15 protein-coding genes and 4 pseudogenes are annotated in these 22,509 nt (G+C 62.7%); 9 read left to right on the top strand and 10 right to left on the bottom strand.

Translation table 11 applies throughout. The features are described from left to right. Positions 1-17 precede the first annotated feature (17 nt). Entirely contained in the window at positions 18-758 is a 741-nt protein-coding gene (locus AC3WQZ_RS03300; RefSeq protein ID WP_158577652.1) for an SDR family oxidoreductase, read from the bottom strand. A 263-nt stretch (positions 759-1,021) separates the two neighbouring features. On the opposite strand from AC3WQZ_RS03300, the gene AC3WQZ_RS03295 reads away from it, so the two are divergent. Together AC3WQZ_RS03295 and AC3WQZ_RS03290 are read left to right on the top strand one after the other, a co-directional pair. Continuing rightward, on the top strand, positions 1,022-1,321 hold the full coding sequence (locus tag AC3WQZ_RS03295) for a DUF1330 domain-containing protein (protein WP_058697499.1): 300 nt from the start codon (positions 1,022-1,024) through the stop codon (positions 1,319-1,321). Positions 1,322-1,387: 66 nt separating this feature from the next. Continuing rightward, positions 1,388-1,891, top strand: a complete 504-nt coding sequence (locus AC3WQZ_RS03290; RefSeq protein WP_058697498.1) for an Lrp/AsnC family transcriptional regulator — start codon at positions 1,388-1,390, stop codon at positions 1,889-1,891. 65 nt (positions 1,892-1,956) lie between these two features. Here AC3WQZ_RS03290 and AC3WQZ_RS03285 read toward each other — a convergent pair whose 3' ends face one another. Further along, positions 1,957-2,460, bottom strand: a complete 504-nt coding sequence (locus AC3WQZ_RS03285; RefSeq protein ID WP_058697497.1) for a MarR family winged helix-turn-helix transcriptional regulator — start codon at positions 2,458-2,460, stop codon at positions 1,957-1,959. A gap of 386 nt (positions 2,461-2,846) precedes the next feature. Here AC3WQZ_RS03285 and AC3WQZ_RS03280 point away from each other — a divergent pair. Continuing rightward, positions 2,847-3,661 (top strand): annotated as a pseudogene (locus AC3WQZ_RS03280) (electron transfer flavoprotein subunit alpha/FixB family protein); the annotation flags it as partial. Between the two features lie 88 nt (positions 3,662-3,749). Here AC3WQZ_RS03280 and AC3WQZ_RS03275 read toward each other — a convergent pair. The 4 genes from AC3WQZ_RS03275 to AC3WQZ_RS03260 form a co-directional block, all read right to left on the bottom strand. Next, on the bottom strand, positions 3,750-5,432 hold the full coding sequence (locus tag AC3WQZ_RS03275) for an electron transfer flavoprotein-ubiquinone oxidoreductase (protein WP_058697496.1): 1,683 nt from the start codon (positions 5,430-5,432) through the stop codon (positions 3,750-3,752). Positions 5,433-5,531: 99 nt separating this feature from the next. Continuing rightward, complete coding sequence (gene pcaF, locus AC3WQZ_RS03270; RefSeq protein ID WP_058697495.1) at positions 5,532-6,740, bottom strand: 3-oxoadipyl-CoA thiolase; 1,209 nt, start codon at positions 6,738-6,740, stop codon at positions 5,532-5,534. A gap of 13 nt (positions 6,741-6,753) precedes the next feature. Beyond that, entirely contained in the window at positions 6,754-8,802 is a 2,049-nt protein-coding gene (locus AC3WQZ_RS03265) for a 3-hydroxyacyl-CoA dehydrogenase NAD-binding domain-containing protein (protein WP_058697667.1), read from the bottom strand. A gap of 8 nt (positions 8,803-8,810) precedes the next feature. After that, positions 8,811-9,971, bottom strand: a complete 1,161-nt coding sequence (locus tag AC3WQZ_RS03260; RefSeq protein ID WP_058697494.1) for an acyl-CoA dehydrogenase family protein — start codon at positions 9,969-9,971, stop codon at positions 8,811-8,813. 94 nt (positions 9,972-10,065) lie between these two features. On the opposite strand from AC3WQZ_RS03260, the pseudogene AC3WQZ_RS03255 reads away from it, so the two are divergent. Continuing rightward, a pseudogene (locus AC3WQZ_RS03255) lies at positions 10,066-10,710 on the top strand (LysR family transcriptional regulator); the annotation flags it as partial. Positions 10,711-11,582: 872 nt separating this feature from the next. Here the strand turns inward: AC3WQZ_RS03255 and AC3WQZ_RS03250 are convergent. Next, a complete protein-coding gene (locus AC3WQZ_RS03250) occupies positions 11,583-12,566 on the bottom strand; it encodes an AAA family ATPase (protein ID WP_058697493.1) in 984 nt (327 codons plus the stop codon). 154 nt (positions 12,567-12,720) lie between these two features. After that, positions 12,721-13,734 (bottom strand): annotated as a pseudogene (locus tag AC3WQZ_RS03245) (integrase core domain-containing protein); the annotation flags it as partial. An 82-nt stretch (positions 13,735-13,816) separates the two neighbouring features. On the opposite strand from AC3WQZ_RS03245, the gene AC3WQZ_RS03240 reads away from it, so the two are divergent. Genes AC3WQZ_RS03240 through AC3WQZ_RS03225 form a run of 4 tightly spaced genes read left to right on the top strand, consistent with a single transcriptional unit; the run spans position 13,817 to position 19,381 of the window. Further along, positions 13,817-15,265: a site-specific integrase gene (locus AC3WQZ_RS03240; RefSeq protein WP_058697492.1), complete on the top strand. Its 1,449-nt coding sequence runs from the start codon at positions 13,817-13,819 to the stop codon at positions 15,263-15,265. 23 nt (positions 15,266-15,288) lie between these two features. After that, positions 15,289-17,142 carry a hypothetical protein gene (locus AC3WQZ_RS03235; RefSeq protein ID WP_058697491.1) on the top strand — a complete coding sequence of 618 codons (1,854 nt, stop codon included), beginning with the start codon at positions 15,289-15,291 and terminating at the stop codon, positions 17,140-17,142. Further along, entirely contained in the window at positions 17,139-19,022 is a 1,884-nt protein-coding gene (locus AC3WQZ_RS03230) for an integrase (RefSeq protein ID WP_116318642.1), read from the top strand. The genes AC3WQZ_RS03235 and AC3WQZ_RS03230 overlap by 4 nt, the downstream gene beginning before the upstream one ends. After that, positions 19,019-19,381 (top strand): hypothetical protein, encoded by a 363-nt coding sequence (locus tag AC3WQZ_RS03225; RefSeq protein ID WP_058698246.1) that lies wholly within the window; start codon positions 19,019-19,021, stop codon positions 19,379-19,381. Before AC3WQZ_RS03230 ends, AC3WQZ_RS03225 begins: the two co-directional genes overlap by 4 nt. On the opposite strand, the gene AC3WQZ_RS03220 is transcribed toward AC3WQZ_RS03225, so the two are convergent. Both AC3WQZ_RS03220 and AC3WQZ_RS03215 read right to left on the bottom strand, forming a co-directional pair. Continuing rightward, positions 19,317-20,426, bottom strand: coding sequence for a helix-turn-helix domain-containing protein (locus AC3WQZ_RS03220; protein ID WP_327077467.1), 1,110 nt, complete (start codon positions 20,424-20,426; stop codon positions 19,317-19,319). The two genes, AC3WQZ_RS03225 and AC3WQZ_RS03220, sit on opposite strands and share 65 nt — an antisense overlap. Beyond that, on the bottom strand, positions 20,393-21,019 hold the full coding sequence (locus AC3WQZ_RS03215) for a hypothetical protein (RefSeq protein WP_058698244.1): 627 nt from the start codon (positions 21,017-21,019) through the stop codon (positions 20,393-20,395). Before AC3WQZ_RS03215 ends, AC3WQZ_RS03220 begins: the two co-directional genes overlap by 34 nt. A 384-nt stretch (positions 21,020-21,403) precedes the next feature. On the opposite strand from AC3WQZ_RS03215, the pseudogene AC3WQZ_RS03210 reads away from it, so the two are divergent. Next, positions 21,404-22,477: pseudogene (locus tag AC3WQZ_RS03210) on the top strand (tyrosine-type recombinase/integrase); the annotation flags it as partial. Between the last annotated feature and the right edge of the window lie 32 nt (positions 22,478-22,509).

Below are 22,509 nucleotides of genomic sequence, written 5' to 3'. Positions count from 1 at the left end.
CTCTGTCCTAAACGGCGTCAATGCCCTGCTCCGGTCGCCGGGCGAGGCCCGCCGTGCCCATGGCCCCATCCCCCGTCGCACAGGAGAACCTGGCCTGTCACGTACCCGGCAGACTCCGATGCGAGAAAGGCCGCGCCGGCACCAAACTCCGCTGTCGTCCCCAACCGCCCCACCGGTATCTGGCCCAGGATCGATTGCGGCACGCCGAGTTGACGCATCCGGTCGGTCTCGTGGTAACCCGGTGCAATCGCGTTCACCGTCACGCCGCTTCCCGCGTACTCGGCGCTCAGCGTTTGGACGAGGCCGTGTAACCCGGCCCGCAAAGAGGTGGAGATCGCCATCTCAGGGACGTAGTGCATGCATGCGACCGACGTCACCCAGACGACGCGCCCCCAGCCGCGCTCCTCCATCGATGGCAGCAGCGTGCGAACCAACGTCAAGGGTGCGGCCCAGAGCGTTTCAAATGCCTCAAACCACGCGCTCTCAGGTACCTCGGCAGTACGCCCCTTGGCCGGGCCTGGCCCATTCAGCACCAGAATGTCCGGGCGGATCCCAGCTCGCTCCAGTGCCTGAACACATCCCGCAATCGAGCGTCTGTCCGTGAAGTCGAGATGGGCTACGCCATCGACCACACCGGCGGCGGGATTCGCTCGCGAGCTGGTGGCGACCACGCGCACACCTTGATCCCGCAAAGCCTGCGCGACGCCGCCGCCAAGCCCTCCTGTCCCACCGCATACGAGTGCTGTTCTTGTCTCCATGGCATGTGCCCCTAGTTCAATTGCATTGCGGCAAATGGTAGGAAGGCGCATGGGCCAGTGCGAGTCGGGGGTGCTTCTATCAGATATGAGCGCCCCTTATAACTGAACGCGACGACTGCGACGCCCCTCGGTGTTCTCGGGCACCCCGCGCTGCATCGCGCCAGATATTGATTTCAGAAAAGTCCGGTATGTCCCCATCTGAAGGACAACCGGGCCCGCGCCTCCTAGAGTGATGCACTCCAAAACACACTTCGGAGACCCGGATGAAAGCCTATGTGCTCGCATTCATTGACGTGGAAGACCCGTCAAGCTATGCCCCCTATGCAGCAGGCGCTCCCGCAACGATCGCGGCCCATGGCGGCAAGTACCTCATCCGCAATGGCGCCAAGGAACTGCGCGAAGGCACACTTCCGGCCGACCGCCTCGTCGTGCTGGAGTTCCCATCCGTGGCGCAAGCCCGCGCCTGGTACGAGTCACCCGAATACCAGGCGCTGGTACCGATTCGCCAAGGCGCCTCGAAAGGTTCGCTGGTGATCGTGGAGGGCTTTGGCGAAGCGCCGTGACATCGGCTTGACGATCCTCAGGTTCACGTCCACGCCCGTACCACGCGAAGAAGGATTCCTGCGTCCATGCCGGTCCTTGACACCATAGATCGGCGCATCCTCGCTGCCTTGCAGCGTGATGGGCGGATCTCGAACAACGATTTGGCCTTGGAAGTGGGGCTGTCTCCTTCTCCCTGCCTGCGCCGGCTGCGCATGCTGGAGGACACAGGAGTGATCCGCCGCTACACTGCCGTGCTGGCTCCATCCGAAGTGGGCTTGCCTCACACCTTCTTCGCACGGATCTCGCTGCGAGCGCAAGACGGGGACACCACCCAGCAGTTCGCCGCTGCGATGTCGGAACTGCCCCAGGTGCTGGAGTGCTATCTGATGTTCGGCGACTGCGATGCGCTGTTGCGGGTCGTCGCCAGCGATCTCGAAGACTATCGACGATTCCTGGCCCAACACCTGACCCCTGCCAACGGAGTTCGGCGCGTCCAGACCGAAATTCCCTGCACGGTGGTCAAGCAAACGCTTGAACTACCGTTGCATTGGCACGGAGCCCCTTCAGGCGAGGGGGGCCGGCAGCCATGATTTCCTACCAGCCCGCGACGTTCAACGCAACTCACGAAGGCTTGCCTTCGAACCTCGCCCTGGCTCTAGCCTTCCATCTCTCCAGGTTTGGCGCCAGCCCCAAGGTCAACCTTCGACATGCCATCATTGAGCAGGTTGATGTGGTGCAGCAGGGCGATCTTGTCGTCGAAGCGAAAGCTTGCAACCGCCTGGCGATAGAACTCGTAGATTCTTGGCTGGATATCGCTCCAGAACGCTCGCCCCGAGGGCAGCAACACCACTTTTTTGGCACGCCTGTCGGCGGGATCGACGACGCGCTCCACGTGCCCCTCACGCTCGAGACGCTTGAGAACCCCATCCAGACTTTGACGGCTCACGACCAGATAGTCCGCGAGATCGGAAAACGACATTCCGTCCTTCACCTGCGGGCGCGACAGAGCCCCCAGCGTAGCCCACTGAACTGTCGTGATGCCAAGCTCCTTGACGGACTGGCGATCCAAGGTATTGCCAGCCTGGAACAGGCGAAAAAACAATCGGTTGTGAACCGCGGAGACCGATTGATCGTAGTTGTCGTTATCGGATATGGGCATGTATGTATTCAGACAGTTTCAAAGACTCTGACAGGTAGGGCCAACGTCAGCTTTATCCGTCTGCGTGGAAACCTCAGTTTCTAGATCCTGAACACCTGGAATCCGAGTCAGATGCTCGATCTGGAACTGCCGACACTTCCCAAAAGCGGCGGCCCCCACTCGGAGCATGAAAGTTCAGGCCTCAGCCATCAGGTAACAGATCGCCGCACGCGGACGACGGATGGCCACCGTGCCGCGATTCATCGAGGCGCGTCTCGCCTATGCCCTGCGAGCATCGACAGCCCCTCGCTCATCTTAGCGGCATTACGCGAGGATATTGACATAATTTTTGACGCATTTGAAGGCCACGCCCTAAGCCCCGCCAGGTGCTCGCCCAGCCATTCAGCGCTGCTCATGCCGCCGCGGCGGCAGCCCAGATCGCCGGCGTTGCCAAGGTGATCCACGCCGACGGCGCCAGCCTCAAGGACGGCCTGGCCGAAAACCTGGCCGCCCAGGTGCTCGCCATCGCCAGCGGCTACAGCCATGTCCTGTTCCCCGCCACCGCCTGCGGCAAGAACGTGGCCCCCCGCGTCGCCGCCAAGCAGACGTGGCGCAGATCAGCGACATCACCAAGGTCGACAGCGCCGACACCTTCGAGCGCCCCATCTACGCAGGCAACGCCATCGCCACCGTGCGGAGCAGCGACGCCGTGAAAGTCATCACGGTGCGCACCACGGGCTTTGACGCCGCGGTCCCCACGGGCGGCAGCGCCGCCGTCGAAACCGTCGCAGCGGCCGCCGACAGCGGCAAGAGCAGCTTCGTGGGCCGCGAAGTGACCAAGAGCGACCGCCCCGAACTCACCGCCGCCAAGATCATCGTCTCGGGTGGCCGGGCCCTCGGCAGCGCCGAAAAGTTCACGGAAGTCATGACCCCGCTGGCCGACAAGCTGGGCGCGGCCATCGGCGCGAGCCGCGCGGCCGTGGACGCGGGCTACGCCCCGAACGACCTGCAGGTGGGCCAGACGGGCAAGATCGTTGCGCCGCAGCTCTACATCGCTGCCGGCATCTCGGGTACGATCCAGCACTTGGCGGGCATGAAGGACTCCAAGGTGATCGTGGCGATCAACAAGGACCCCGAGGCGCCGACCTTCTCGGTGGCCGACTACAGCCTGGAAGCGGATCTCTTCGAGGCCGTTCCAGAGCTCGTCAAGCAGTTGGGGTAGCGTACGATGGGCCGCCTGGCCTGCGCGACAGGCGGCAGTAGTCCTTGCATCCGAGCCGAGACTCCCTCGGCCAGTACTCGGGCGGGAGCTACATCCCCGCGTAGTTCGGCCCGCCACCGCCCTCGGGTGAGACCCAGACGATGTTCTGGGTCGGATCCTTGATGTCGCAGGTCTTGCAGTGCACGCAGTTCTGCGCGTTGATCACCAACTGGTCGGCTCCGTCCTTGTTGACGAACTCGTACACGCCGGCCGGACAGTAGCGGCTTTCGGGGCCGCCGAACTTGGCCAGGTTGACGCTGACCGGCACGCCGGCATCCTTGAGCGTCAGGTGCGCGGGCTGGTCCTCGGCGTGGTTGGTGTTGCTGATAAACACGCTGGAGAGCCGGTCGAAGGTCAGCACCCCGTCGGGCTTGGGATAGCTAATCTTGGGGCAATCGGCCGCCGGCTTGAGGTACAGGTGGTCGGCCTGCGTGCGGTGGATGGTCCAGGGCGGGGTACTCACGCCGACCTTGGGCAGGAACCACTGCTCGATGCCGGTCATCAGCGCGCCGATGGTGCTGCCCTTCTTGAACCACTGCTTGAAGTTGCGCGACTGGTGCAACTCGGTGCGCAGCCAACTCTGCTCGAAGGCCGCCGGGTAGGCTGCCAGTTCGTCACCGGCGCGGCCCACCGTCACAGCCTCGAAGGCCGCCTCGGCGCACAGCATACCGGTCTTGATGGCCGCGTGGCTGCCCTTGATGCGCGCTGCGTTCAGAAAGCCCGCGTCACAGCCGACCAGCGCGCCGCCCGGGAACACGGTCTTGGGCAGGCTCAGCAACCCGCCGGCAGTGATGGCGCGCGCGCCGTAGCCCACGCGCTTGCCGCCCTCGATGTGCGCCTTGATCGCCGAGTGCCTCTTCCAGCGCTGCATCTCCTCAAACGGCGAGAGCCAGGGGTTCTTGTAGTCCAGCCCGGTCACGAAGCCCAGCGTGACCTTGTTGCCTTCGAGGTGGTAGAGGAAGCCGCCGCCATAGGTGTCGTTGCCCATCGGCCAGCCGGCGGTGTGCACCACCAACCCGGGCTTGGCTTTGTCGGCTGGGATCTCCCACAGCTCCTTGATGCCAATGGCGTAGCTTTGCGGGTCCTTGCCCTCGTCGAGCTTGAAGCGGGCAATGATCTGCTTGCCCAGATGGCCTCGCGCGCCCTCGGCGAAAACCGTGTACTTGGCATGCAGCTCCATGCCGAGTTGGAAGTTCTCGGTCGGCTCGCCGTCCTTGCCGATGCCCATATTGCCGGTGGCCACCCCCTTGACGGAGCCGTCTTCGTTGTAGAGTACCTCGGCGGCCGCGAAGCCGGGGAAGATCTCCACGCCCAGGCCCTCGGCCTGCTGGCCCAGCCATTGCGTGACGGCCCCCAGATTGACGACATAGTTGCCATCATTGTGGAAGTTGCGCGGCACCAGGGCGTCAGGCGTGCGCTTGTGGCCGGTCTCGGAGAGGAATAGCACGTCGTCGCCGGTGACAGGCTGGTTCAGCGGCGCACCCTGTTCCTTCCAGGCCGGAAAAAGCTCGGTGATGGCCTTGGGGTCCATCACGGCGCCACTGAGAATGTGCGCGCCCGGTTCGGAGCCTTTTTCCAGCACGCACACGTTGATTTCGCCGCCCTTGTCGGCGGCCAGCTGCTTCAGGCGGATCGCGGCCGATAGGCCTGCCGGGCCCGCGCCGACGATGACCACGTCGTATTCCATCGCTTCACGCGGGCCGTAGGTGCTCAGAATGTCTTCAGGGCTCATTGGTGGGTAGTCTCCAGCGATTGTTCTTGTGCTGCTGTTCGGAACTCGGAAAAGCGACACGCAGCACAGGACGGTGCGGCGATCGGTCAGCTTGGGGCGTCAGATTTTTTCGAGAATCACGGCAATGCCCTGGCCCACGCCAATGCACATGGTGCACAGCGCATAGTGGCCCCCCAGCGTGTGCAGTTGGTTCACGGCGGTGGTGGCCAGGCGTGCGCCCGAGGCGCCCAGCGGATGGCCCAGCGCAATGGCGCCGCCCCACTGGTTGACGCGCTTGTCGTCGTCGGCGATGTCGAGGTCGCGCAGCACGGCCAGGCCCTGGGCGGCAAAGGCTTCGTTGAGCTCGATCACGTCCATCTGGTCGAGCGTCAGGCCGGTGAGCTGCAGCACCTTGCGCACGGCCGGCGCGGGGCCGAAGCCCATGATGCGCGGCGCCACGCCGGCCGTGGCCATGCCGACCACGCGGGCGCGGGGCACCAGGCCGTATTGCTTGGCGGCTTCCTCATTCGCCAGCAGAAGCGCGCAGGCGCCGTCGTTCACGCCGCTGGCGTTGCCGGCCGTGACCGTGCCATCGGGGCGCACCACGCCCTTGAGTATGGCCAGCGCCTCCAGCGTGGTGGCGCGGGGGTGCTCGTCCTGGCTCACGGCGATGGGGTCGCCCTTCTTCTGGGCAATGGACACGGGCACGATCTCCTGGGCCAGGTAGCCAGCGGCAATGGCAGCGGCAGCGTTCTGCTGGCTGGCCAGGGCCATTCGGTCCTGCGCCTCGCGCTCGATCTTGAAGTCATCGGCCACGTTCTCGGCGGTCTCAGGCATGGAGTCCACGCCAAACTTCGCCTTCATCAGCTTGTTGACGAAGCGCCAGCCGATGGTGGTGTCGTACACCGCGTTGCTGCGACTGAAGGCGCTCTCGGCCTTGGGCATGACGAAGGGCGCGCGGCTCATGCTTTCCACGCCGCCGGCGATCATCAATCGGGCCTCGCCGGCCTTGATGGCGCGCGCGGCCGAGCCCACGGCATCCAGGCCCGAGCCGCACAGGCGGTTGATGGTGGCGCCGGGCACGTCGATGGGCAGGCCGGCCAGCAGCGACGACATGCGTGCCACGTTGCGGTTGTCCTCGCCGGCCTGGTTGGCGCAGCCGTAGAGCACGTCGGCCACGGCGGTCCAGTCCACATTCGGGTTGCGTTCCATCAACGCCTTGATGGGCACAGCACCGAGGTCGTCGGTGCGCACGCCAGCAAGAGCGCCGCCGTAGCGGCCGAAGGGGGTGCGCACGGCGTCGCAGATGAAGGCTTGGGAAGTGTTCATGATGATTTTTGAATCAGGTTGAAAGCAGCGGATCGAGATCGCCCAACGAGAAGCCGTGACCGGCCTCTTCTGCCAAGTGCTTGAGGTCGGCTTCAAGCCGGGCTCGCTCCTGCTGGCGAGCCCAGAACACCGGGCCGCCCTCCCAGCGCGGAAAGCCATAGCCCTGCACCAGCACCACGTCGATGTCGCTGGGGCGGCTTGCCACGCCTTCGGCAAACAGCAAGGCGGCCTCGTTGACCATGGCGAGCAAGGCGCGGCGCTGGATCCCTTCGGGTGCAAGCGTGCGCCGGTTGATGCCGCGCTGCGCGCTCGCCTGCAGGATCACGTCGCGCACAGCCGCATCGGTGGTTTTCACCTGCTTGCCGTCCACGTAGGCGTAGTAGCCCGCGCCAGTCTTGCGCCCCAGGCGCCCGGCCTCGCATAGCCGGTCGAGAATGGCCACGTAGCGCTCGCGCGGATCGCGCGTCGCCGCCTGCGCCTTGCGCATGCGCCAAGCGATGTCAAGGCCGGAAAGATCGGCGACCGCGAATGGCCCCATCGCAAAACCCAGCCCAGTGAGCGCATTGTCCACGTCCTCAGGCCACGCGCCGTCTTCGAGCATGAACTCGCACTGGCGGCGATAGGCATTGTAGATGCGGTTGCCGATGAACCCGAATGCGTTGCCGGTCAGCACCGGCATCTTCTTGAGGGTCGCGCCAAGCGCCATGCCGGTGGCCAGCACATCGGGGGCGGTCTTTGCGCCGCGAACCACCTCCAGCAACTTCATCACGTTGGCCGGACTGAAGAAATGCAGCCCCAGCACGTCCTGCGGGCGTGAAGTCGCCGCGGCAATCGGATCGATATCGAGGTAGGACGTGTTCGTCGCCAGCACCGCGCCCGCCCGCGCATGGGTATCGAACTTGCGGAATACCTCCTGCTTGACGGCCATGTCTTCGAAGACAGCCTCGATCACCAGATCGGCCTGCTGCAGGCGTTCCCATTCGAGGCTGGTCTGCAGGCGTGCCTCATTGGACGACGCGGCCTCGGCGGAGAGCTTGCCCGCCGCCACGCGCTCACGGTAGTGATCGCCAATGTGCTGCCTCCCGCTTTCGAGCGCGGCCTCATCCTGCTCCAGCAGCAGTACGGACAAGCCGGCATCGAGCGCCGAGATGGCAATGCCTGAGCCCATCGTTCCGGCCCCGATCACAGCGATGGAGCGCACCTCGCGCGCGGGTGCCTGGAGCGCCGGCGGCAGCTTCGTAGCTTCCCGTTCAACCTTGAACTGGTAGCGCAGCGCTTGGGCCACCGTCGTGGGCACGAGGGCCAGAAACAGCTCGCGCTCCTTCTGCATGCCTTCGTCGAACGGCAGCGCGGATGCGGCCAGCGCGTCGAGCAGCGCGCCGTATGCTGGCTGCAGCTTTTGGCGGGCCGTGAGCTTTGCGCGTTGCGCGGCCACCGTTGCCTGGACTTCGGTGGCGTCGACCTCGCCATCCAGCGCCCGTGGGTAAGGAAGCCCCTTTTCAGCGAGCATCGTCGCGAGAGCGGCGGCTGCGCCAACCGTGTCCCCAGCCACGACGTCGTCGAACAGGCCCGACTTGGCGAGTTGGCGGGCGCTCTGGGGCTGCCCGCCGGACATCAGCGCATGGGCGGCAGCAATGCCCACCAGCCGGGGCAGCCGCTGGGTTGCACCCGAGCCGGGAATCAGGCCCAGGGTGATCTCCGGCAGACCGATCCGGGCCTTTTCCTGCGCGACGCGCCCATGGCAGCCCAGAGCGAGTTCAAGGCCACCGCCCAGGGCGACACCGGTGATGGCCGCCACGACGGGCTTGCTGCTCGCCTCGATGCGGGTGATGACCGTGCGCAAAATGGGGTCCTGCAGCTGGCGCGGCGTGCCGAACTCGGTGGCGTCCGCACCGGCGGAGAATGTCTTCTCATTGCCGGTCAGCACGATGCCGCGCACTGCGGAATCAGCCAACGCGGCATCGAGTTGCTGCACGATGCGTTCGCGCAGCGCGTGGCCCAGGCTGTTGACGGGCGGGTGGACCAGCGTGATGACGGCGATGCCGTTGCGGATGTCAAGCATGGTCAACCTCACGCGGCCTTCATCAGATGCTTGCCGACGACGAGCTGCTGGATCTGCGTGGTGCCCTCATACAGGCGCAGCAGGCGCACGTCGCGGTAGAAGCGCTCGACTGGGAACTCGTTGATGTAGCCCGAGCCGCCGTGGATCTGCACGCCGCGATCGGCCACGCGACCCACCATCTCGGTCGTGAACAGCTTGGTGCAGGAGGCTTGCATACTCACCTCCGGATCGCTGACGCCGGATGGCTTGGCGTCATAGCGGCGCGCAGTCCCCTGCACCAGCGCCCAGCCTGCCAGCAGCTCGGCCTGGCTGTCGGCCAGCATGGCCTGCACCAGTTGGAAGTCGCCAATGCGCTGGCCGAACTGCTTGCGCTGCTGCGCATAGGCCACGCTCTCTTGCAGAATGCGCTGCGCCATGCCGCACGCCAGGGCCGAGATATGCAGGCGGCCGCGGTCGAGCACCTTCATCGCCGTCTTGAAACCCTTGCCCGCCTCGCCACCGATGATGTTGGCGGCGGGAACGCGCACGCTGTCGAGGTTGACATCGCAGGTCCGCGTGCCTTTCTGCCCCATCTTCTTGTCGGGCTTGCCGAGCGTCAGGCCCGGCAGACCGGCCGGGACGATGAAGGCCGAGATGCCGCCCGCCCCCGCGCCGCCGGTGCGCGCCATCAGCGTGAAGGCGCCGGCGCGCGGCGCATTGGTGATGAAGCGCTTGGTGCCGCTGATGAGGTAATCGCTGCCGTCGGCCACGGCCTTCGTCTTCAGCGACGCCGCGTCCGATCCGGCGTCGGGTTCGGTCAACGCGAACGAGATGATCAACTCGCCACTGGCGATGCGCGGCAGGTATTCGGCCTTCTGTTCGGACGTGCCATCCATCAGGATGCCCTGCGAGCCGATGCCGATGTTCGTGCCCGCCACCGAGCGGAACGCGAGCGCCGTCTGGCCGAGTTCGTAGGCCACCTCGCACTCCTGGGCCATCGACAGCCCGATACCGCCGTACTCCTCGGGAATCGAGATACCGAACAGGCCGAGCTCCTTCATGTCGGCCACGATGTCGGCCGGCACTTCGTCGTGCTCCTCCAAATGGTTTTCGGCGGGCACCAGCCGCTCCCGGACGAAGCGTTGGACGCTGTCCTTGAGCAGTTGGAAAGTTTCCTGATCAAGCGCCATGGGAATCTCCTTTGAATGGGAGGGATTGTTTAATGATCGAATGAATTTGACAATTAGAAAGAGAGTGAACACTCTGTTCAATATTTTTTGACAGATCAACGGCAGCGCACTCACACTCTTCGTCGACATCGTGGAAGCGGGGAATCTCAGCCTGGCCGCGCGGAACATGAAGATGAGCCGGGCCAATATCAGCTATCACCTGACCCAGCTTGAAAAATCGGTCGGCATGCAGCTGATGCGGCGCACGACACGGCGGGTCGAGCTCACGGAGGTCGGCCAACGCCTCTACCACCATGGGTGTGTCATTCGCAATGAAGTGTTGGCGGCCAAGGAGTCGGTGGCCATGTTCGGCAAAGGCCTGTACGGCTCGGTCCGGCTCAGCCTGCCAACCGGCTTTGGGCACATAGTGATGTCCGGCTGGCTGATCGAGTTCAAGCGCCTATATCCCGACATCGCTCTCGATCTGCTGTTCGACAACCGTGTCGACGACCTCTTGCGCGAGGAAGTGGACGTGGCGATTCGGGTGATGTCCGACCCCCCGCAACAGATGGTGGCAATCGAGCTAGCGCAGGTGCGCTGCGTCACCTGTGCGTCGGTCGAGTACGCCTGCGGGCACGCCATGCCGTCGCGGCTGGAGGAACTTGGCGGTGTCCCTCTGATCACGTCGGCCGTGGCTGGACGCAATCTGAGGGTCTCGGCATACTTGGGCGAGGAACGGCGCGAACTGACCCTGCATCCGTAGAACAAAGGAAGAGTGTCACCGTTTCCGAAGGAATGTCGTCAATTCGCGCGGCAACGGCGCGGCAACCGGGCGTACCATCAAAAGAATCAAGGACTTACGCCCAGCGAACTAATATTGTCACCGGCTGAGGGTCGCGAAGTGTCAATCGAAGGCGTGCAAATGCCTGCACGGACCCGGAATGCTACGCCGGCTCCATCTGGCGAGCCGACATCGGAGAGCCGAAAGAGGTAAAGGTCCCTCTACCCATGGCTCCTGCATCCCAGGCCTTGCTCAAAGTACGAGCGCGCGAACGCTTTGCGTTGGTCCGGCCTCATGGGCCGTGGTCGGTCGGGTCGCCAGGCCCCGTTGCCATAGAATGCATGACAATGCGCGCAACGGTGTGGTGCCTCGAGAAGCTGCACATTCAGGCAATACGGCGCTTGATGTCCGCACTGCCTACATGCCGACTCCACAGGGCAACGATGCGCAGGACATCGACTCGCTGTCTCTAGTTGGTGCAAGAGGGAGTGGTACCCACGCACCATACAGAAATGGCAGTAGCGAAACACTTCGCTATAGCGTCGCTGATTGGTTTGCTCGATGAGTGCCATGTGCAGCGATTTGGTTGGCAAGCCCAGCGCTTCGTTCAGCCGAACGACATCGATGAATCCTCTCTGCGGCGGAAGGCTCTCGTAGGGATCGATGTCCAACCTTACCAACCGCATCACAGCGACGCCTGACAAGGCATTCGCCACTTTGAGTTTCCAGAGGATCGAGACGAGCGATTCCCGTGGATCGATCCACTTCTTGTCGAACACGTAGCCCAGCGCCGGAGTGAGCTTCGCCTCGTCGAGCGTGAGGATAGGGAAGCGGGCCACCTTAGAATGCCCTCACAAGGCAGCGGAGACGAGCACACGACCGATTGCATGGCGTGACTGGACGTAACCGGAATGCCGTACCGCGTGCGCCCATAGCGCTGGCTCGGGACAGTAGCCCGGGCAATCCCTGAGCTCGCTATCCTTTAGCAGGATCTCTACGGCACGGACAAACGACTCCATTGGGATCTCGAGAGCCCCAGGCAAGCTGGCCTTGTGGTGCGCCGTCTCGAACGCGTCCCACAGCGCGTCGGCATCGCTGACCAGTCGATAGCCAGCATCAAAGGCTTGCGGAACGTAAAATCGGGTAAAGCTCCATTCGCTACGCTCGGGATAAGCCGTCTCGTCATAGCCGCTCAAACACGTTGCCACGTCCTTCGCATTTCGTATGCCGTAGAAGGCCAATTCCTCGACCATCAGCCGCGCGACAATCTGAGTTTTCCCAGCCAACTGCATGGCCGTTTTCTGAGCGAGCAATTCCTGTTGCCCGACGAGGAAGGTGAACAACTTGATCTGCTGTCGATCCAGCGCATCGTGAACATCACGCAGCCATTCGTATTCATTGTCGTTGTAGCGCTGCGCCTCATCACAGAAAAGCAGAACCGTCCCACTTCCTGCCCGAGCGGCGGCCTCACGAATCCTCAGTGCGAGGCGCATACGTTTGGCCGGGTTGGCGCCAGCGTTAGGATCCGGGTCGCCAACCGCTTCAAGCAGGTTGGCGAAGAATGGTCCCTCGGCATGCCTCGGCTTGTGTTCGCATCGTGCGTGGTAGCTGGTCATCCGTGGGTGTTCGCGTGCCAACAGCAATCGCACGTACTCGATCGCCCGTGTCTTACCGATGCGCGACGGGCCGTAGATCAGGGCGCCCATAATTCTGTAGCGCAGACATCGAGTGACCAGTTCGTAGAGCTCTTCGATGGCCGGCGTGGCGATACGATAGTTGCCGGTGACCAAGGGGTGCAGCGATGGATCGATCGGACGCGGTATCTGAAGCGACATGATGACTCCCTCGCGGAGGACAGGGTTAAAAGACTTGGCCGGTACCGATAGACAGCTTCTTCGGTCGAGTCGGTGTTTTTTTCTGCTCGGAAGCCTTGTCTACTTTCTGCTCTGACGCGGCGTTCGTTGCGGTCTGCGCGGCGGATGCTCCCCGCCCCATCGCAGTTCGCGCCGTCGGCGCGGATGACAGAATCCGCTTTGCTTCCGCCAGTTCGGATGCCGCCTTCCGTGACTTCTTTGCCTGCGCCATCTTTCCGTCGACGTAGTCTCCGATGGGATCCGCATCAACGGGCCCACGCGACCGCTTCTTGTCTTTCTTCTCCTGATTGATTTGCTGGCGTAGTTTCAGGTTATGCCGTATCACGCCCCAAGCCCCTTGCGCCTCCAAGACCCCAAACTCAGCGCCGTCTGGTTGGAACGCGCGGACACAGCGAAGATCATCGGCATTCAGGTAAATAAGCAAGCTCTTGCCGATCAAATCCGTGCTGCACGCAAGGACGTTGCTTGTGTAGCGCACACCATACAAGTTGATGTGCGGTCGAACGCCCTGCTGGAGATATGCTCGTACGGTGCAACGCTTGGCCGATTGCATTAGACAAAGGGTACGGCGACGATGCTCGGGCAGCCATGTCACCAACTGTTCCTTGCCGCGAATGAAATACTCCATCGCTTCAAGCGGCGTGACATTGTTCAGGCCGGCATGCGGCGTGCCGTTGTAGCTCGCAATAGCGTATTCGACCAACTCCTCTAACTCGTCAAACGACACATACAAGCGTAGCTTTCCCTTCGGATCGGCCAGCGCGCGCCGCAAATCACGGGGATGCGAACCCGTGTAGCCAGGCAATCTGGAAGACAGCCTGCTCGCAATAGTCCCGAAGAAGCGTTCGATGTAGGGGCGATCATCGGGACTGTACTTCGGTCCTGTGTCTGCGCAACAGCCAACGAACTCACACAACGCGTCGAGCGTCTCCTTGGCGAGATTCGCCTTCGCGTTGTCCAGCTTCATCCATTCCCAGGTTGTATACGCCAGCTCTGGGAGGCGCTGTGAGGGAAAGCCGTCGTGCGGACCGTAGGCCAAGCCAGGAATCGTGAAGTCGCGCAGTCGATGCGGCTCCAAGGCCGACTCGATGGTCTTGATGACGTCGTAGCGGCTATACTCGCGGCCAATATGCGCAAGCCAAGAACGATCTGCTGATACTCGCAGGCTGTGTTAAAGCAGACACCTCCAAACACATAAGAGGATCTGGGCGATGATCGCAAGAAGAACCACCATCCGGCAACTACCGCTTACCGAGGTCGTTGACCGCGACACTCCCGGCGCGACGCCGGTTAGCATCACCACACCCGAGGGTGGCACCGTCTATCACACGGTCCCGCTCGCAGACCCCGCCACCGGCAAGCGGCGCGACGCACGACCGCAGTGGATCCCAAGCACCTTCCCTCTCTTTCCCGTTGTCCGACTTGCTGACGGCGCGCCGTGGGCTGAAGCGAACATCTGGCTCATCGATATGCTGGAGTCGAAGTCCTCGCCCAATATGCTGACGTTCGCCAGCATCGCTGACGATCTGGTGGCGTTCCGTCGTTACCTGGACGACGAGGATATCGACTGGCTAACGTTCCCCGCAAACAAGCGACAACGGCCGACCTACCGCTATAGCGCATCGATCAGGCTGGCCGTGCAGGCGGGCGAACTGTCTGCGGGTGTCGCGAAGCGTCGTATGGGTGCTATAGCCCGCTTCTATCGCTGGCTCATAACCGAAGCCGGCTTCAGGCCCGCGAACGCGCCGTGGGTTGAATCTGATCGCTTCATTGAGGTCAAGGACCAGAAGGGATTCAGCGGCGTGATCGAGGTCAAGACCACTGACCTGTCGATCCGCTGTCGCCGCGCGGAAGACCCGTGGGACGATCGCATTCAGGACGGCGGGCGCCTGCGCCCGCTCTCCTCTTCCGAGCAGTCGGTGTTGCTTGAATCGTTAGCCGCTCTCGGCAACATCGAGATGACGCTCGTTCATCTGTTCGCTTTGTTGACGGGCGCTCGCATCCAGACGGTATTGACCGTGCGCGCGAAACACGTAATGCGCAAGCCAGGCGAGTTTCACGGCGACGACATCCGTCTCGCCTGCGGGCCGGGTACGGGCATCGACACGAAGGGCGGTGTCAAGGGCGTGTTGCACCTGCCCCGGGGTTTCTACGAGCGGCTGTACATCTACGTGCACAGCGATCGTGCGCGCAAGCGTCGCCAACTGGCAGACGGCGGAGATGACCACGACCAGCCGCTCTTTCTGAGCCATCGCGGTGCGCCGCTCTACGATGATCTCGCATCGCGCGGCCCGGTCAGCACTGGCCCAAAGGTGCGCCGTCACGTCAAGACTGGACAGGCCGTGCGCCAGTTCATCAAGGACGAACTATTGCCCATGATGCGCGAGCGGCTCGGCAACCTCAGGTACGAGTTTAGCTTCCACGACCTGCGTGCAACCTTTGGGCTGAACATGGTCGACGCGATGACCGCGAATGAGACCAGGTACACACGGGCGCTCGATCAGTTGCGGCAGCTGATGTGGCACGCACGACTGTCCACCACCGAGGGCTACCTCAGCTACCGCGAGAACCGCAAGCTGTTCGACGCTGTGCAGGACAGCTGGGGCACACACCTGTCGACGCTGGTCACGCGCGCCCTAGACACCGGGGTGGCAGTATGAGCCGGGTGTACGAGGAAGTTCGCATGCCACTCGCGGTGGGCACGACGCTGCTGCATCCCGAGCGCGCGCTGCTAAAGTGGGAAGGAATTCGCACCCGTTCCGATATCGGGCAGATCTGCTACCTGACGCGTGACACGTCGAACACGCGGCACGCGCGGCACACGTTCGATCCCAGAAGCTTTAGCAGCGAACGCACTAAGGTTGTACGCCTGCTGGTGACGCAGCTTTCCGAGCGTTTGACCCTTGGCGCCTTGCGTCCGGAGACTATCTACGGTGCTCTGCGCGGCGTGCTTGACTTCGCCAACTGGGCCGACAGGCTGGGATTGCATCAGGTTCTCTGTGACGAGAATGCTACGGCGGAGGCAGTTCATCGCTTCTTTCGCGAAAAGCGTGAACAGGTCTCACTAGGCAAGCTGAACCACAATACCGTCGCGGGCATTCAGCCTAATCTGTTGTCGATGCTTCGTGAGTTCTTCAGAAACGACGACTTCTGCGCCGATGCGAGGGTGCTGCGCCAGCAATGGTATGCTAATGGAACGACAGTTGTGCCCGACGCCGAGGCACAAGCCGCCTTGCTCGCGTGGGCTGACGCGCTCTTCAGCAGCATCAGCACGCTGGTGCTCGACTTCAAGCCTTATCCGTTGCGCGTGACCACGGCGCGAGGTGAGAATCTTTGCCTCGTTCCGCACACACATGGCCGCAGAAAAGGGCACGACTCGTACGGCTTGCTTGGCTGGAATCTGGAGACGGGACAGCTGCGCACCCGGGAAGAGATCACGAGGCGCTTGGCCGAGGCTGGAGCTAACAATCCTCGCCATCGTTCGTGGGGCATCGCGTGGTTAACTGCCAAACATCTCGTGGCGGCCAACGAAGACGCACAGTCACCGATCCGTCGCTCGCACGCTTCGTTGGCGGCCTTTTGCTTCGCCACGCTGTTTCTGGCTGAAACGGGCGTCAGCCTCGCGCAGCTGCTGGCAATGAAATGGAGCCCGGAGCTCGCCGCGACCCTGCAGGATGCATCTGTTGTACGTCAGAAGTTTCGCGAGGTTAAGTACCGTGCAGGTGGAAGGGAAGTTGCGTTCACCGTCTCGCTGGCCTTCATGCCAAAGCTCAAGGCGTATCTGGCATTGCGCAGGTATCTTGTGCAGGACGAAGACTGTGACGCGTTGTTCGTCGTACTCGGGCATCATGCGCAGCTACGGCGGCTAACGGCTCTCTCAGCCCAGTTCCTTGATCGGCTTTATAGTCGGCTCGAGACGCTCGGGATTGTGCTGCCGCGCATCAGCGCTCGTCAGTGGCGTGCGGCGAAGCAGGATTGGGCGGTGAGCAATCACGGTCCTGTCGTTGCAGCCAGGCTGATGGGCCACTCCTTGGCCACGGCGCTGCGCTCGTACTCGAACGGCACGGACACCGCGCACAAGGCTGAGATGGGTGCATTCCTCGCTTCAGTCGAGAAGACGGTGCTGAAGGCTGGCAACGACCCGGCGGGCTCCATCAAGAGCGCGGTGGGCGTCTGCATCGAGTTCCACAAGCCCGCGCCGATCGCGGCTTCGGTCACCGTACTGCCTGACTGCCGCTCGACCGAAGGGTGTATCTTTTGCGATCAGTACCGCGTGCACGCTGACGCCGCCGACATCCGCAAGCTGCTGAGCTGCCGTCACTGCGTCAGGCTCGTAAGCGGGCGTGCTGACTCGTTCGAGCAGTACGAGAGCTCGTTCGGCGCGGTGCTGCGAAGGGTCGACTTCCTCCTGAATGAAATACGGAAGCGCGACGCCGCGCTGGTCGGTCAGATCGAGCACGACGTTGATATTGATGGAAACCTGGACGCTTTCTGGTCGACCAAGCTTGATCAGCTTTACGAATTGGGAGTGGCATGAACAATACGCTGATCGCGGCGCTCGCCGAGCGCCCAGACTGGTATCGGATCGAAGACGATGCGGTCGTGACACCCGACAAGGCCGGGAAAGCTGCTTCGCTGTTTGGTGACGACGCCTGGGACATCCGTGCATATACGATTGGATCGCGCCGCACCAGTATCCACTTTAGGGGTCATCCGCTTAACGACGCAGGCCGCACCCTTTCAGACGCGACTACACGTCAGTGGAAGCAGGTCATGTACTTTCTGATGCACGAAGCGAGCGAGACGGTACCTGCGTCCAGTACTCTTCAAGGTTGCTCAGTTTACCTGAAGGACTTTGCTTACTTTGCCGCCGAACGCCAGCTTACTCTTTATGAGGGGCTATCCAGCGTCGCCGTTGTTCTGGACTATGCGGCACAAGCCGGGATGGACATGAAGGCCCAACGCCTTCATTCGATTCTGGCGAAACTTTACCGAGTGGGCGCCGAGGCCACAGGGCTGCGCGTGCCATTGGCCCAACTGCATAAGCCCCTGCTCGAACGCTCCGCGCAACACGCCGGAAACTCCCAATACGCGGTCATCCCGACGCGGATTTACCAGCACTTCCTGTCGACCTGCGAGCATGATCTCGGGATCGCCGAGAGCGTCGCGAACGCGCTATCGGACTACCTCGCGCGCGCATACGCTGGCGAACGCCCTGACGTCTGTGCCTCACTGAAGACGGCTGCTGTCCACTTCGGGTGCACGGACTCCCCTTACGTCGTGATGTCGCTTGTGGCCTCGATCAGCGCGTTATGCCAGCTGGTCATCCTGTCGTTCACCGGCATGCGCGCGATGGAAGCAGAGAACCTGCCGTACGACTGTCTGAGGGAGACCCGGCTGGATGGTGTGATGCACTACGCCATCGAGGGCGTGACGACCAAGCTGTCCGGCGGGCGTCCCAAACGCGCATGCTGGGTGACGAGCCCGCTCGGTGCTCGCGCCGTCAGGCTCGCGCAACGGCTGTCGGGCGAAGCGCATCGTGCGCACGGCGCACCAGGCTACGCCGAATCGAAGGACGGTTCCCACCTGCTGTTCTGTCGGATGGGTCTGCATCTCAAGTACGTGGCAAACCGGGCGCCCACTACCATATATATCGAAGTCGAAGCTTTTCGTGAGCGCGTCTTCCCGACGATCACGGCCGAGGACATCGCTGAACTGAAGCGTGTCGACATGCACCGCGCATGGGAAGACGAACCGAAGTACGCGGTCGGGCAGCAGTGGCCGTTCACGCGTCATCAGCTTCGCCGCTCGCTCGCGCTGTATGCGCAACGCAGCGGCCTCGTCACGCTACCGACGCTCAAACGTCAGTTGCAGCACATCACGCAGGAAATGAGCATGTACTACGCTCGCGGCTCGGCGTTTGCGCAGGGCTTCATTGACACCGACAAGGCTCACTTCGCGAAAGAATGGGCCGAGGCACAGGGCCTGTCCGAGTACCTTGCGTACGCTGAGCAGGTGCTGTTCTCTGACGAGCGGCTGTTCGGGGGGCACGCAGCATGGACACAGAGCCGTGCCGTGCAGGCGTCGCCTGTGTCGGTCTACTCACGCGAGCAGACGGTGAGGATGTTCGGGAAGGGCGAACTGGCGTACCGTGAGACGGTGCTTGGCGGGTGCGCCAGCGTCGAGCCGTGCAAGTCGACGCCGCTCGATTGGATGCGTCTGGATTGCCTTGAATCGAACTGCCGTAACCTCGTGATCGTGCCGTCGAAGCTTCAGCGCGTGATCAAGGCACAGCGCACCACAGTCGAGAAGCTGCGCGCTGTCGATGAGGCGAGCGTCGAATGCCGCATCGAGGCACAGACGCTGCAACGACTTCTTGACGCGCAAGAGAAACTGATGAAACCGGAGGCCGCATGAGCGATGCCATGACCGACTACTACGCCGCCCTTGAGCGGCTGAAGAAGCGCAAGGGTGCGCGTATCAACAACGATACCGTGGCGATCGAGGCGGGCCGCAAGAAAGGCAGCATCAAGAAGTCGCGTCCTCAGTTTGCCGAGCTGATCGCAGCAATCGATGCGGCCAACGCCGTAACCGAGCGGCCAAAGCTCGAACTGACCGAACGTCTGAACCGAGCGAAGGGCAACGCGAAGGATCTGCAGGCACAGCTTGACGAGTCGCTGGCTCGCGAACTCGCCCTGCTGCGCCAGGTATTCAGCCTGCGCAAGGAGCTGGCCGCGCTGCGTGGCGGTAGTGTCCTGCCCTTGCAGTCGCGCTAGATCTCGAAATACGATATAGCAAACTTGTGGAGGAAGATGGACACGCGACGGACGTTGTGTCCACTTTTTCTCCCAATCTAATGGACGTCTCGCGGTCTGCCGATTCCAGTAATTTCAAGGCTCGGCCTGATGTCCATCTTTTTTCTCTTGCGCGTAGGCCAAGCCCAAGGTGAAAGCCCAGCACCGCACGCGTGCAGACGTCGATGATCGCAAGTAACCAAACGCGTTCGATCTCGAATTCATGCTCAAAGCCCAATGCATCGCGTACGACCACCTTGAGACGGATATCGAGTCGGTGACCGTCGAATTCTACGACCTGGTAGGGGCGCATGGCCGGCCGACTTTCCGCCTGATCGTAGTGCGGAAGCCCCTTCAGGTGCGTGGCGCCTGCCGCCCGTGCCGCGGTGCGGAAACTGCGCGACAACTCGTCTTTAAGGCGCGCGGATAGCGACCGAATGGCACCGCCTTCCGTATTGAAGGGGTAATCCACCGCCGTCAGGCCGAGGGACCGGCATTGCAACAGAAACTCCCCGTGCAGGGCATGCAGGCCGACCAAGCGCGTATGAAGTCGTCCATTGGTATGCACCTGTTTGAGCAACACGCGGCGCTGTTTTATTTTTAGGAGCAGCCATCCTGCCAGCGCCGGATAGCTTTCTAAGAAGAGCGCGAACGCGCCTGCTTTACCCCGTCCATCTTCGCTGGGCCGACCATTGACGGGACTTATGCGGACGTACTCATTGACCCGCACGTACCTCAGCAAGGCGCGGAATCCAAAGATGCGTCCGTCAGGATGCAGCGCCAAGCCTCGCTCGAGCCACCGATAGAGCTGTCGACGGTCCACGCCGGTTGCCTTCTCAATTTCCTTGACACTTTCGCCGCTCGCATAACGCTCGATGGCCTGCACTCTTACCTTCGTGACCTCTCGCACTTCGGCGTCAAGCTCCGTCCACGCTATGCTAGGCCACGCGTTCAAATCGAGGGATTGGAACTCAGGCTTTCGGCGCGGCATCATCAGGACTCCCTGACTGCAAACTTCGTCATCCACGACAATGCGTCGGTTCGCAGTTCCTCAGCATGCACGCGACCGGTATGCAGCAGATTGAAGATGGCGGCCCGCACGAGCACGGGGTCACCTTTCGAGAACTCTCGCTCGATGGCTGAAAGCGTCTTTCGACTGGCGACAAAGCGCTCGACCGCATCAAGCAAGGACACCGACACGAGACCTTGCGTGGCTATGATACTCGGCAGCATACGCAGCCAGTTTTCTATCCAGACGCGTGAAGCGGCGTGTTCGGCCGCGTCGACCAACCGGACATTGACCGTATCAGCGTTCAACTCGAGGCCCTCCTTCGCTTCTTCATCGATCACTGGATCCGGCAGGAGGATCAACTCTTGACGATCGGAGTACGAGACCAGGAAGTCTGCTAAGTGCCGCCTCTCTCGAAACTGAATGAATCCGGGGCGCTCACAAAAGTGGCCGATTGCCGGATCGGATTCGATCAAGACCCATTGATCGAGCGCACAGCGTCGGTAGAAAGTCAGCCGCCGCTTCAGCTTTGGACTGAATGCTTCGAAGCGGTGCGCACCGCGCGGGCGGACGAGCGCAACCGGCTCCGCTATATGCAGAGAATCTTCCATGAGATCAATGCCTTACGAGCGGGATTCGAAGTCTAGGACGCCAATTGACGAAATTAATCCGGACTAATGCGAATTGACGATTTTGCTTCGTGGGGAGTGCAAGCAATAGTGTCAATTCACCGGCCGGATTTCTATATTCGACGCGGGTTCCAGCTGGATTCCGGAGTGACAGACTTGCTCCGTTCTACGATGGAGGAACCTCGCCATCGAGGAGCCAAAGAGTGCGGACCACGAGCGGTTCGTGAAGGCGCTGTGCAAGATCGAACCCGTGGTGGGCGAGGTCCGCAGTCTCGCGCGGGAGTTTCTCGGACTCATGCACCGGCGAAGTGTGCTGCATTTCGATCGATGGTTGAAACGTTTGTCGTGCTGCGACGCTGAGGAAATGCCGCGGTGACCGCCTGGCTTGCCCGCTACGCAGACAGCACCGCGACGCTCACCACGTATCGCCGCGAGGTGGAGCGGCTGATCCTGTGGGCCGTGCTTCAGTTGGGCAAGCCCTTGTCCTCGCTGACCCATGAAGACCTGCTTGCCTACGAGCGCTTCCTCGCCGATCCGCAACCGGCCGCGCGCTGGGTGCTGACCGGGACCAAGAAGCTCGCGCGCAATCATCCGGACTGGCGCCCGTTTGCGGGGCCGCTGTCGCCCGGCAGCGTGCGCCAGGCGCTGGTGATCCTGAACGCCTTGTTCGCCTGGCTGACCGAGGCGGGCTACCTGGCCGGCAACCCGCTCGCCCTCGCCCGCCGCCGCCGCGCCCCCGCCCAGGCGCGCATCACCCGCTATCTGAGCCACGACCTGTGGGAGGTGGTCAAAAACACGGTCGCAGCAATGCCGGCCGAGACGGCGCGGGAACGCCTGCACGCGGCCCGTTGCCGCTGGGTGCTGACGGTGCTTTATCTGGGCGGCTTGCGCGCCGCCGAGCTGACGGCCACCCCCATGGGCGCGTTCTTCTGCCGGCGCGATGCCCAGGGCATCGAGCGCTGGTGGCTGGAGGTCACCGGCAAGGGCAACAAGACCCGGCTGGTGCCGGCGACCGACGAGTTGATTGCCGAGTTGGCGCGCTACCGCCGCGCCCACGAATTGCCGCCTACCCCGCAGTTCGGGGAGACGCGTCCGCTGGTGCTGCCGGTGATTGGAAAAGCGGGCAGCGAGAAACCGCTGTCACGCGGCGCGCTGCACCTGATCCTGAAAGAGGTGTTCGGCATGGCCGCGGCGCGCCTGCGTGCGCGCGGGCCGGAATGGGAGGCGCAAGCCGCGGTGCTGGCCAGTGCCTCGGCGCACTGGCTGCGCCACACCGCCGGCTCGCACATGACCGACCAACAGGTCGACCTGCGCTTTGTGCGCGACAACTTCGGGCACAGCTCGCTGTCGACGACGAGCGGCTATCTGCACAGCGAGGAGGATGCTCGCCATCAAGCCACGCAGGAGCGGCATCGGATCGGCTGGGGCAGCAAGAGGTAGACGCCCGTGGAAATTATTTCACCATCATGAAA

The sequence above is a fragment of the Cupriavidus sp. FW305-26 genome, assembly GCF_058787975.1.
Note: the sequence above shows the minus strand (reverse complement) of the source record. Positions and strands in the feature narration are given on the sequence as shown.